The sequence below is a fragment of the Nocardioides sp. genome, from assembly GCF_035703625.1.
In the GTDB taxonomy this organism is placed as follows: Bacteria; Actinomycetota; Actinomycetes; order Propionibacteriales; family Nocardioidaceae; genus Nocardioides.
Map to the genome: position 1 here is coordinate 1 of NZ_DASSXS010000068.1, position 10,454 is coordinate 10,454.

Genomic DNA, 10,454 nt, shown 5'->3' on the forward strand with positions numbered 1-10,454 from the left:
CCGGCGACGAGTTCCCGAGGGTCGAGCTCCCCGACGACCTCAGTCACATCCTTCGCGACGACGACCTCCAGCTCGCGCTGTGGATGCTCTACGAGCAGAGCTACCGCTCCTTCGAGGGCGCCTACGACCACGAGTGGAACCCGGGCGCCGTGGCCGTACGACGCAGGCTCGAGCAGCCCTTCGAGGAGCAGCTGCGCACGGCCACCGCTCCCGTGGTCCACGACTCCCTTGCGATCCACGGCGACGTCGTACCCCAGATCGAGCACGTGCTCGCCCACGTGCCAGGGCCCGAGCTGGCGCGCTTCCTCCACCGCGAGGCCACGCGGGAGCAGGTGCTCGACTTCCTGGCCCAGCGCAGCGTCTACCACCTCAAGGAGTCGGATCCGCACTCCTTCGTCGTGGGTCGCGTCGGTGGGCCGGCGAAGGTTGCTCTCGCGGAGCTGCAGTACGACGAGTTCGGCGCGGGCCGCCCCGAGCGCCTTCACAGCCACCTGTACGCCGTCGCCCACGAGGCCGCCGGGCTCCACCAGGAGTTCGGCGCCTACATCGAGCGGGTGCCCGCGAGCACCCTCGCGGTCAACAACCTGATGTCCCTGGTGGGACTCAACCATCGGCTCCGGGGAGCCGCGCTGGGGCACCTGTGCGCGTTCGAGTCGACGAGCTCCGTACCGAGCCGGCGCATCGCTGCGGGTATCGAGCGGGTGGGACTGCCCGAGGCGACGGCGGCGTACTTCCACGAGCACGTCGAGGCCGATGCGGCCCACGAGCACATCGTCCTCCGCGACGTCTGCGGCAACTTCGTCGAGAGCGAGCCCGCTCAGCGAGCCGAGGTGCTCTTCGGCGTCGCCGCCTGCCTGCACCTCGACGGTCTGGCCGCCCAGGACCTGCTGGACTCGTGGTCCCGCAGCCTCGACGGGGAGCTGGCGTCGTGACCGAGGCCCGCTCCCGGTCCGGCGAGCAGGTCAGCATCAGGCAGTACGGCGACGGGCCGCTGCTGGTCCGGCACGCCGACGTGATCGTGACCGACGATGGGCGCGAGCACGAGGTCACCCGACCGGTGGTCGCGCTCTGCACCTGTCAGCGCTCACAGCGGATGCCCTGGTGCGACAGCACGCACAAGTCGGTGCGCCGAGACTGAGTCAGCCGGTCGCGGCGAGACGGACCAGCACGCCCCGGTCGTAGACGCGCGTCTCGAGCAGCTCCAGGCCCAGCCCTCGGGCCGCACACCGGGCGGCCACGCGCTCGGCCTGCTCCTCGGTGCCCAGCTGGAGGATGCCCCAACCGCCGGGCGCCAGGTGCCGGTCCATCACCTCCAGGCACGACCAGGCCACCGCGAGGCCGTCCTCGCCCCCGTCGATGGCGAGCTCGGGGTCCTCGGGGAACCGGTCGATCCCGGCGGAGGGCACCCAGGGCGGGTCGGCGATCACGCCGACGAAGCCCTCGTCGGCGCGGATGACGTCCTGGAGGTCTCCCTGCCGTACGTCGACGGAGGCGAGCAGCTGGTTCGCCGTGGCGTTGCGCCGGGCGAGCTCGCAGGCGTGCGGGTCGACGTCGACCATGACCAGGTCCCGCGGCACGAGCGCCACCGTCAGCAGGCCGATGTGCCCGGCGCCGGAGCACAGCTCGAGGACCCGCCCGGGTGGTGCGTCTCGCAGCAGCTCGACCGCCCAGTAGGACTGCATGGTGGTCCACCGTCGGGGCGCGAGGACCCGCTCGTCGTAGGCGATGGCCAGTCCGCCGAACGACGCCGTCGACAGCAGCCGGCTCCGGTCGGGAGCCGAGTCGAGCGTGCTCACCAGGTGGCGGCGTCGAGGGTCTCGAGCGCGCTGGGCGGCGTGAGCAGCACGATGGAATCGATGGACATGGGGCCCCCTGTCTGGTCGTCAGCGGTGCCCGACGTACCCCGAACCGGCTCTCCTCATTCGACCTCGAGGAACTCGAGCACCCTCTTCGTCAGCAGCGCCGCCGCCTCCGCGTCGTACGCCGGCAGGGTGCTGTCGGTGAACAGGTGGACGTCGCCGGAGTAGAGGAACAGCTCGGCCTCGTCGACCTCGGCCACCAGCGCCCGGGCCGCATCGAGGTCGCCCCCCTCGGCGAAGAACGGGTCGGCGTCCATGCCGTGGATCTGCACGGGCAGGCCGTCCGGCCACGACCCGAACTCGGACGGAGGGGCGCAGGCCTCGAGCAGCACCGCGCCACGAGCGCCGGGGCGGGTCTGGGCGAGCTGCTGGGCCGGCATCACCCCGAGCGAGATGCCCGCGTAGGTGAGCTCGGCGGGAAGGTCGGCGGCCGCGGCGACCCCGCGCTCGAGGATCGTGCCGAAGCCGACCTCGCGGGCGTGGCCGAGTCCGTCCTCGACGGTCCGGAACGTGTGCCCGTCGTAGAGGTCGGGAGTGTGGACGGTGTGTCCGGCCTCCCGGAGCCGGTCGGCGAACTCGGTGACGCCCGGTGTCAGGCCCAGCGCGTGGTGGAACAGCAGGATCTCAGTCATGAGTCACAGGCTAGGGGTGGTTGCGGACGATCACCGTCCGGATCGGCCGCGAGGGCCATCGGGGATGATGGGCGCCATGACTGCGCGAGGCGAAGACCACGCCGGTGACCTGGTGGTCACCGACGAGATGACCAGCCCCTTCATCCGACACCTGGGCGTCGAGCTGACCGAGGTGACGGGCGACGTCGTGGTGGCGCGATGGACGGCAGGAGAGCACCTGCACCAGCCCTTCGGCATCCTGCACGGCGGGGCTCACTGCAGCGTGGTCGAGACGCTCGCCAGCGTCGCGGCGGCCGTCTGGCTCGGCGACAAGGGCAAGGTGGTCGGCGTCAACAACAACACCGACTTCTTCCGGGCCGTGGCCGAGGGCGAACTGGAGTCCACGGCCACGCCGCTGCACCGCGGCCGTTCCCAGCAGCTGTGGGTCGTCGAGACGCGAGACGCCGAGGGTCGCCTCGTGGCCCGCGGCCAGGTGAGGCTGCAGAACCTCTACCCGGCCTGAGCAGGTCCTCGGCGAACGGTTCAGTAGCCGAAGCCGCCACCGTTCCCGCCTCCGCCCGCGCTGCCGCCGCCGTACCGGGCGACGGCGAGCACGACGAGGGCGAACAGGACTGCAGCGGCCGACACGGCCAGCCAGACCTTGACCGAGTGGTGGCCGAGGCTCACGTCAGGTCGTTTCTGGCTCTCGGGTCGCGGCGCGCGCGGCGCCGACAGGGGCGACCGCGGTCTCCATGCCCATGGCGCCGTCGATCGAGAGCCGACCGGGGCCGATGAACAGCAGGCCGAGCAGGCCCGCGGCCAGGGCGGTCTCGAGCTCCCAGCCGGTGCCGACACTCGAGTCGACGACGAAGCCCACGCCGGGAAGGTCGACCTTCACCAGCAGGACCGCACCGACCATGATCCCGATCAGCGGGATGGTGACCAGGCGGGTCATCAGCCCGGCGATCAGCAACAGCCCACCGACGCCTTCGGCGATGGTCTGCAGCCAGGCCACCGTCTCGGGCGCCGGGACGCCCAGGGAGTCGAGGAACGTGGCGAAGTTGGACACGCCGATCTGGTCGAACTTCTGCCACCCGTGGACCGCGAACGCCGCGCCGACCCCCACGCGAATGCAGAGCGGACCCAGGTCCGCCAAGTGGCCGAGTGCAGATGCACCGACTGCTTTCATGATGCCTCTCCTGTCTCGAAGATCCCGCTCCCGAGGAAGACGGCTTGCAGAGTTAGACGATGTGAACATGTGAAGCGTTCAACCGGCGGTCGCCCCGTCCCCGGTCTCGTCCAGGAGCCCGGGCCGAAACTAGAACGCGTTATCGTTCCGGGGTGACCCCCGACGTCTTCGGCCCGGCCCGGCTGGGCCCGGTGGCCCTGCGCAACCGGGTGGTCAAGGCGGCGACGTTCGAGGGGCGCACGCCGGAGGGTCAGGCCACCGAGGACCTGGTCGAGTACCACCTGGCCGTCGCCCGCGGCGGGGTCGGGCTGACCACCGTCGCCTACCTCGCGGTCTCGCCGGAGGGTCGCACCCACGCCGAGCAGATCGTCGTCGGCGAGCACAGCCTCGCCGGGTTGGCGCGGCTGGCCGACGCGGTGCACGAGACCGGTGCCAAGCTCGCCGGCCAGGTGGGTCATGCGGGTCCGGTTGCCAACGGCCGCTCCAACCGGGCCCGGGCGATCAGCGCCAGCCGGATGCCGAGCCCGCTGTCCATGCAGATGGTCGCCTCGGCCACCGAGGCAGACCTCACCAGGGTCACCGACGCGTACGTCGGCGCCGCGCGCACCCTGGTCCACGCCGGGTTCGACGTGCTCGAGCTGCACATGGCGCACAGCTACCTGCTGTCGTCGTTCCTCGCTCCCGGGCTCAACCGGCGCACCGATCGCTGGGGAGGGCCGCTGGAGAACCGGGCCCGCCTGGCCCGCCAGGTCGCGCGTGCCGTTCGTGACGAGATCGGCGGGGACGCCGCGGTCACCGCCAAGGTCAGCCTGGACGACGGCTTCCGGGGCGGGCTGCGCGGCGAGGAGGCGCTCGACTTCGCCAGGCTGCTCGAGGCCGACGGGACCCTCGACGCGCTCCAGCTCAGTGGCGGCAGCTCGCTGATGAACCCGATGTACCTGTTCCGCGGCGGCGCACCCCGGCGCGAGTTCGCGGCCGTGATGCCTCAGCCGGTCCGGCTCGGCATGCGCCTGTTCGGGAGTCGGTTCCTCCATGAGTACCCGTTCCGGGAGGCCTACTTCCTCGAGCCGGCGCTCCGGTTCCGGGAAGCGCTCACCATGCCGTTGATGCTGCTCGGTGGTATCAACCGGCTGGAGACGATGGAGCGGGCGATGGCCCACGGCTTCGAGTACGTCGCCATGGCCCGCGCGCTCCTCCGGGAGCCGGACCTCGTGGACCGGCTCCGGTCAGGACGACAGGATGCCGGCGCGTGCATCCACTGCAACCTCTGCATGCCGACGATCTACGAGGGCACCCGGTGTCCTCTGGCGGTGGGCTGAGGGTCGACGCCGTCCCTCAGTCGTGCTTGTCGTCGTGGCCCTTGCCCTTGCCGTGGTCCTCCGGCTTCTCGGGCTTGTCGGGCTTCTCCTCGGGTTCGGACGTCGGCTCCTCCTCCTCGTCCTCGTCCTCCTCGGGCGTCGGCGACGAGGTCGGCGTCGTGGGTGAGGGCTCGGGCGCGGGTGCCTCGTCCGGCAGCTGGGCCAGCAGCTCGTCGGCAGCAGCCAGGATGCGGTCCGCCTGCTCGTCGTCGAGGGTTCCGTCGTCGCGAGCCGCCTCGGTGGCCGACGCCAGCGCCTCGACCCGCTCGCGGATCCGCACCTCGTCGCCGGCGGCGACGGCGCGGTCGACGCGGGCCAGCTGCTCGGCCAGCTCCGGCGCGCTGTCGGCGGGAGCCGACGCTCCACCGCACCCCGCGACGAGCAACGCGGTGAGTGCCAGGGTCGCCAGCCGGCGGGCAGCGTTGGCTCCGGTCGTCACTGGCCCTCCAGTACGGCGTCGTGCAGGTCCTGGAGCGGTTGCTCCAGCTCGGGCGGGGTCTGCGCCGGGATCCCCCTGTCCGCGGGAGCCTCACCCCCACCGGCGGCGAGGCCGGCGATGATGACGAAGAGCACGATGAGCGCGCACACCCCGAGCACCACGCGCAGGTGCGGGGGAGTGCCGGCGGCCCGCTCGCGGACCGTCGCGAGCAGCTCGGCCGGGCGGGAGGGGGCCGTCGCGACCGGGGCGGTCATCACCCTGGTCTCGCCCGACTCGGGAACCGTGCCGACACGACCGATCTCGCGCAGCCTGGCGACCACCTCGTCGGCCGAGGGCCGGTCGGTGTCGTCGAGGGATGTCATCTGGGCGAGCAGCCCGGCCCAGTCGGCCGGGAGCGAGTCGGGGATCTCGGGCTGGCGGCTCAGCCGGGCCAGAGCGGCCTCCGTCGGGGTGCCGGGGTAGGCACGCTCGCCGGTGAGGGCCTCGAGCAGGAGCAGGCCGAGCGAGTAGACGTCGGTGGCCACGGTGACGTCCTCGCCCCGGACCTGCTCGGGCGAGAGGTACGCCGCCGTACCGATCGCCTGCCCGGTCCGCGTGTGTCGGACGGTCTCGCCGATGAGTCGGGCGATCCCGAAGTCGGCGAGCTTGATCCGGCCGTCGTGCCCGAGGAGCACGTTGCTCGGCTTCACGTCCCGGTGGATCACCCCCGCCCCGTGGGCGTAGGCGAGCGCCGCCGCGAGCTCGCGGCCGATCTCGGCGACCCTCTCCGGAGCGGCGGGACGTCCCCCGCACTCCTGCTCGAGGGTGCGGCCCTCGACCAGCTCGAGGACCAGGTAGGGCCTCTCGGCCTTGATGCCGGCGTCCAGCAGCATGACCAGGCCGGGGTGGCTGAGCCGGGCCAGGGTGCGGGCCTCGGCGGTGAACCTCTGCCGGTCGGTCTCGTCGTCAGCGGTGTCGCGCAGCAGCTTCACCGCGACCGAGCGGTGCAGGACCGGATCCGTCGCGCGCCACACCTCGGCCATCCCGCCGCGACCGAGGATCTCCTCGAGCCGATAGCGATCGGCGAGGACGGGGGGCTCCTCCGCTGACACGTCTGCTCCTGGTCGGCCGCTGCTGGTCGCTTGGTCGGGGTCACTATGCCCGAGCCCTGCCCCGGCCCCAAGCCCCGACCCCGGGGCCGGACCCAGGAGAGTGACCGCCCACACTTCCCTTGAAATAGAACGTGTTCTAGGTTTGGGTGATGGTCTCCCCAGGTTTCCGCGACACAGATCCAGCTGAGCATGGGCACCCCCTGCGGGTGGTCGCCTGGTCCACCGGCACGGTCGGCCGTCACGCCATCGCCGGGATCGACCGCCATCCCGACCTCGAGCTGGTCGGCGTGTGGGTCTCCGATCCCGCCAAGGCCGGCCGGGACGCCGGCGAGCTCGCCGGGCTCGGACGCGACCTGGGGGTGAGCGCGACCACCGATCGGGACGCCCTCCTCGCCCTGCGGCCGGACGCGATCGTGCACACCGCGATGACCGACGACCGGGTGTTCGAGTCGATCGAGGACCTGGTCGGGTTCCTGGAGGCTGGGGTGAACGTGGTCTCCAGCGGCCCCGTGCTCCTGCAGTGGCCCTCCGGGATCTTGCCTCCGGAGATGCTCGAGAGGATCGCCAAGGCCGGGGAGGCGGGCGGCGCGAGTCTCCACGTCAACGGCATCGACCCCGGCTTCGCCAACGACGTGCTGCCGCTGTCGCTCACCTCGCTCTCGCAGCGCATCGACGAGGTGCGGGTGCAGGAGATCGCCGACTACTCGACGTACTTCCAGCCGGTCGTCATGCGGGACATCTTCGGTTTCGGCCGGCCCCTGGAGGACAAGCCGATGCTCTGGGAGCCCGGGGTCCTGTCGATGGCCTGGGGCAGCGTGGTCCGCCAGATCGCGGCCGGGCTCGGCATCACCCTCGACGAGCCGCTGTCCGAGAAGGTCGACCGGCGGCCGGCCGAGCGGGACGTCGAGACCGCGTCGGTCGACGTCCGGGCGGGGACCATGGGCGCGGTCCGGTTCGAGGTGATCGGCACCGTCGACGGCGTGCCCCGCGTCGTGCTGGAGCACGTCACCCGGACGGCCGAGGACCAGGTGCCCGAGTGGCCCACACCCCGCGAAGGCGGTGGCTGCTACCGCGTGGTCATCACCGGCGAGCCGGAGATGGAGCTCGAGCTGGCCCACCGCGGCGAGCACGGTGACCACAACGTGTCCGGGATGATCGTCACCGCCCAGCGGCTGGTCAACGCCGTGCCGGCCGTTGTCGGCGCCGCACCCGGGCTGGTCACCGCACTCGACCTGCCCCTGGTCACGGGTCGCGGTCTGGTCACCACGGGCGGCCCGGCATGAACATCCTCGACCGGTTCACGCTGACCGACCACGTCGCGATCGTCACCGGCGCCGGTCGCGGGATCGGGGCCGCCACGGCGGTCGCCCTCGCCGAGGCGGGGGCGGACGTGGTGATCTCCTCGCGGACCGCCGACCAGCTCGAGGCCGTCGCGGCCCGGGTGAGCGACGCGCGCCGCCGGGCGCTGGTCGTGCCCGCAGACCTGAGCGACCTCGATGCCGTCGCGGGGCTGGCCCAGGCGGCCCAGGACGAGTTCGGCCGGGTCGACACCGTGGTCAACAACGTCGGTGGCACCGTTCCCAACGCGTTCCTCGACACCGACGTCGACTACCTCGAGGAGGCGTTCCGCTTCAACGTGAGCACGGCCCACGCCCTGAGCCGGGCCGCCGTCCCGTTCATGCTGAAGGGCCCCGACGACGCGCAGAAGGCGATCGTCACGATCAGCTCGATGATGGGGCGCGCCTCCGGACGCGGGTACCTCGCCTACGGCACCGCCAAGGCGGCGCTGGCCCACTGGGCCCGGCTGGCCGCCCGGGACCTGGCGCCGCGGATCCGGGTCAACGGCATCGCGGTGGGGTCGGTCTCGACCAGCGCCCTCGACTTCGTCACCAGCGATCCCGGAATGCGCCGGCAGATGGAGGAGAAGACGCCGCTGGGCCGGGTCGGTGAGGCGGAGGACATCGCGGCCGCGGTCCTCTACCTCTCCTCCCGGGCGGGGCAGTACGTCACCGGCAAGCTGCTGGAGGTGGACGGCGGGATCCAGGAGCCGAACCTGGACCTGGGACTGCCGGACCTGGGCTCGGGCACGTGATCACCCCGTTCGTGCGCTCACGTGGCTGTGGGTTGAGGAGGACGCGCAGCGCCCGTCCCGAAACCCCCGCTTCCAACGGTGACTCCGAGCGATGACGCACGATGGACGGTCGGCCGAGACCCGGAACGACACCGCCCACTCGATCTCACCGGACTCCGGCCAGCACTGGACCGAGCCGGGTGCGTGGCCGGTGGCCGACGGTGTCCACCGGATCCCCCTGCCGCTGCCCATGGACGGGCTCAAGGCAGTCAACGTCTACGCGATCGAGACCGCGCACGGCCTGACGCTGGTCGACGGTGGTTGGGCGATCGAGGAGAGCCGCACCCTCCTGGAGAAGTCGCTGCGCGACCTCGGGTACGCCCTCTCCGACATCACCCGGTTCCTGGTCACCCACGTGCACCGCGACCACTACACCCAGGCCGCCGTCATCGGCCGGGAGTACGGCGCCAAGGTCAGCCTGGGTCTCGGCGACAAGCCGACGCTGGACCTCATGCACAACACCGACGACGTCGTCGAGGATCCCACCGCCGGCGTGCTGCGGTCGGCCGGGGCGCTGGAGATCGCCCGGGAGTGGTTGAAGTTCTCCGACGGCAAGCGGCCGGACCTGACCATGTGGGGCTACCCCGACACCTGGCTCGACGGCGACCAGACTGTCGAGGTCGGTGCCAGGACCCTCGACGCGGTCCACACGCCCGGCCACACCCAGGGCCACTTCGTGTTCGCCGACCGCCCGGCCGGGCTGCTCTTCGCCGGAGACCACGTGCTGCCCACGATCACACCGTCGATCGGCTTCGAACCCGTGCCCGTCGCCCAGCCACTGCGCGACTTCCTCGGCTCACTCACCAAGGTCCGCGGGCTGCCCGACCTTCGGCTGCTCCCGGCCCATGGTCCGGTCGCGCCGTCGTCGTACGCCCGCATCGACGAGCTGCTCGCCCACCATGAAGTCCGCCTCGACCGGTGTCTCGACGCGATCCGCCAGCAGCCCGGCACGGGCTTCGACGTCGCGGGGGAGCTGCCCTGGACCCGGCACGAGCACTCACTCGCGGACCTCGACGTCTTCAACGCGGCCCTGGCCAGCATGGAGACCAAGGCCCACCTCGAGCTGCTGGTCGCGCGCGGTCGGGCCACCCGCGAGGTCACGCCCGACGGAGTGGTGTTCACCGCGGCCTGAGGCGTGCATGTTCACCGCGGCCTGAGCCGCATCGGCAGGTGGGGGATGCCGTCGTCGAGGAACTCCGGCCCGTCCACCCGGAACCCGAAGCCGGCGTACCAGTCCGCAAGCGGCGACTGCGCCGAAAGCACCACGTCGCGGTCGGAGCACACCTGAAGCGCGGTGGTCACCAGGGCTTCGGCCAGCCCGCGCCCGCGGTAGTCGGGTCGCAGCGCCACCCGTCCGATCCTCCACACGTCGACGTCGTCGACAACGCGTGCGCACCCGACGACCGCGTCCCCGTCGCGCATCACCACATGGCGCGTCCCCGGCTCCAGGTCCCGGCCGTCGAGGTCGAGGTAGCGGCAGTCCTGCTCGACCACGAACACCGCCTGACGCAGTTGCAGCATGCCGTAGGCGACGCCTGGGCCGAGGGACTCGAAGGACTCCGCGGTGATGATCACGAGAGGAAGTCGATCGTCTGTCGCCAGGCGCGGCGCGCCTCGGGGATGAACGGAAGCATGGGGAAGACGTGGATCAGGTCGGGCACCTCGACGTAGGTCAGGTCCCAGCCGGCCTCGGTCCCGAGCCGGGCGAGCAGCCGGCAGCCCGGCATGAGCGTGTCGCGGGTGCCGCAGAAGACCAGCCCCGGGGGCAGGCCGGAG

Annotated in this window: 15 protein-coding genes; 7 read left to right on the forward strand and 8 right to left on the reverse strand. The window is 71.9% G+C overall.

Annotated elements, in window-relative coordinates:
- Together VFN12_RS03340 and VFN12_RS03345 are read left to right on the forward strand one after the other, a co-directional pair.
- Positions 1–932, forward strand: a 932-nt coding sequence (locus tag VFN12_RS03340) for an iron-containing redox enzyme family protein (RefSeq protein WP_325117165.1), incomplete at its 5' end; no start/stop codon positions are given.
- Positions 929–1,138: a CDGSH iron-sulfur domain-containing protein gene (locus tag VFN12_RS03345; protein WP_325117166.1), complete on the forward strand. Its 210-nt coding sequence runs from the start codon at positions 929–931 to the stop codon at positions 1,136–1,138. The genes VFN12_RS03340 and VFN12_RS03345, both read left to right, overlap by 4 nt.
- Position 1,139: 1 nt before the next feature.
- Here the strand turns inward: VFN12_RS03345 and VFN12_RS03350 are convergent, their stop codons facing one another.
- Together VFN12_RS03350 and VFN12_RS03355 are read right to left on the reverse strand one after the other, a co-directional pair.
- A complete protein-coding gene (locus VFN12_RS03350; protein ID WP_325117167.1) occupies positions 1,140–1,796 on the reverse strand; it encodes a class I SAM-dependent methyltransferase in 657 nt (218 codons plus the stop codon).
- A 122-nt stretch (positions 1,797–1,918) separates the two neighbouring features.
- Positions 1,919–2,491, reverse strand: coding sequence for a dienelactone hydrolase family protein (locus VFN12_RS03355; RefSeq protein WP_325117168.1), 573 nt, complete (start codon positions 2,489–2,491; stop codon positions 1,919–1,921).
- Positions 2,492–2,567: 76 nt separating this feature from the next.
- Between VFN12_RS03355 and VFN12_RS03360 the strand changes: the two genes are divergently transcribed.
- Positions 2,568–2,993 carry a PaaI family thioesterase gene (locus VFN12_RS03360; RefSeq protein WP_325117169.1) on the forward strand — a complete coding sequence of 142 codons (426 nt, stop codon included), beginning with the start codon at positions 2,568–2,570 and terminating at the stop codon, positions 2,991–2,993.
- Between the two features lie 20 nt (positions 2,994–3,013).
- Here VFN12_RS03360 and VFN12_RS03365 read toward each other — a convergent pair whose 3' ends face one another.
- Both VFN12_RS03365 and VFN12_RS03370 read right to left on the reverse strand, forming a co-directional pair.
- The gene (locus VFN12_RS03365; RefSeq protein ID WP_325117170.1) at positions 3,014–3,157 is read right to left on the reverse strand and encodes a hypothetical protein; all 144 of its coding nucleotides are present in this window, start codon (positions 3,155–3,157) and stop codon (positions 3,014–3,016) included.
- A 1-nt stretch (position 3,158) separates the two neighbouring features.
- A complete protein-coding gene (locus tag VFN12_RS03370; RefSeq protein ID WP_325117171.1) occupies positions 3,159–3,659 on the reverse strand; it encodes a DoxX family protein in 501 nt (166 codons plus the stop codon).
- 152 nt (positions 3,660–3,811) lie between these two features.
- Between VFN12_RS03370 and VFN12_RS03375 the strand changes: the two genes are divergently transcribed.
- Positions 3,812–4,978 carry an NADH:flavin oxidoreductase gene (locus VFN12_RS03375; RefSeq protein WP_325117172.1) on the forward strand — a complete coding sequence of 389 codons (1,167 nt, stop codon included), beginning with the start codon at positions 3,812–3,814 and terminating at the stop codon, positions 4,976–4,978.
- Between the two features lie 16 nt (positions 4,979–4,994).
- Here VFN12_RS03375 and VFN12_RS03380 read toward each other — a convergent pair whose 3' ends face one another.
- Positions 4,995–5,456: a hypothetical protein gene (locus VFN12_RS03380; protein WP_325117173.1), complete on the reverse strand. Its 462-nt coding sequence runs from the start codon at positions 5,454–5,456 to the stop codon at positions 4,995–4,997.
- Positions 5,453–6,547, reverse strand: a complete 1,095-nt coding sequence (locus tag VFN12_RS03385) for a serine/threonine-protein kinase (RefSeq protein WP_325117174.1) — start codon at positions 6,545–6,547, stop codon at positions 5,453–5,455. Before VFN12_RS03385 ends, VFN12_RS03380 begins: the two co-directional genes overlap by 4 nt.
- Before the next feature lie 149 nt (positions 6,548–6,696).
- Here VFN12_RS03385 and VFN12_RS03390 point away from each other — a divergent pair, with 149 nt between their 5' ends.
- From VFN12_RS03390 to VFN12_RS03400, 3 genes are all read left to right on the forward strand, one after another.
- Entirely contained in the window at positions 6,697–7,830 is a 1,134-nt protein-coding gene (locus tag VFN12_RS03390) for a diacylglycerol kinase (RefSeq protein WP_325117175.1), read from the forward strand.
- Positions 7,827–8,639: an SDR family oxidoreductase gene (locus VFN12_RS03395; RefSeq protein WP_325117176.1), complete on the forward strand. Its 813-nt coding sequence runs from the start codon at positions 7,827–7,829 to the stop codon at positions 8,637–8,639. Before VFN12_RS03390 ends, VFN12_RS03395 begins: the two co-directional genes overlap by 4 nt.
- A 91-nt stretch (positions 8,640–8,730) precedes the next feature.
- Entirely contained in the window at positions 8,731–9,810 is a 1,080-nt protein-coding gene (locus tag VFN12_RS03400) for an MBL fold metallo-hydrolase (RefSeq protein WP_325117177.1), read from the forward strand.
- A gap of 11 nt (positions 9,811–9,821) precedes the next feature.
- Here VFN12_RS03400 and VFN12_RS03405 read toward each other — a convergent pair whose 3' ends face one another.
- Both VFN12_RS03405 and VFN12_RS03410 read right to left on the reverse strand, forming a co-directional pair.
- Positions 9,822–10,253 carry a GNAT family N-acetyltransferase gene (locus VFN12_RS03405; protein WP_325117178.1) on the reverse strand — a complete coding sequence of 144 codons (432 nt, stop codon included), beginning with the start codon at positions 10,251–10,253 and terminating at the stop codon, positions 9,822–9,824.
- Positions 10,250–10,454: alpha/beta hydrolase (locus VFN12_RS03410; protein WP_325117179.1), on the reverse strand; the 205-nt coding region annotated here is incomplete at its 5' end. The genes VFN12_RS03405 and VFN12_RS03410, both read right to left, overlap by 4 nt.

What these genes read in the sequence shown, in the direction of transcription:
- VFN12_RS03355 (WP_325117168.1), bottom strand. Translation starts at nt 2,491, where the DNA reads ATGACTGAGATCCTGCTGTTCCACCACGCGCTGGGCCTGACACCGGGC.
- VFN12_RS03360 (WP_325117169.1), top strand. Translation starts at nt 2,568, where the DNA reads ATGACTGCGCGAGGCGAAGACCACGCCGGTGACCTGGTGGTCACCGAC.
- VFN12_RS03370 (WP_325117171.1), bottom strand. Translation starts at nt 3,659, where the DNA reads ATGAAAGCAGTCGGTGCATCTGCACTCGGCCACTTGGCGGACCTGGGT.
- VFN12_RS03390 (WP_325117175.1), top strand. Translation starts at nt 6,697, where the DNA reads ATGGTCTCCCCAGGTTTCCGCGACACAGATCCAGCTGAGCATGGGCAC.
- VFN12_RS03395 (WP_325117176.1), top strand. Translation starts at nt 7,827, where the DNA reads ATGAACATCCTCGACCGGTTCACGCTGACCGACCACGTCGCGATCGTC.
- VFN12_RS03400 (WP_325117177.1), top strand. Translation starts at nt 8,731, where the DNA reads ATGACGCACGATGGACGGTCGGCCGAGACCCGGAACGACACCGCCCAC.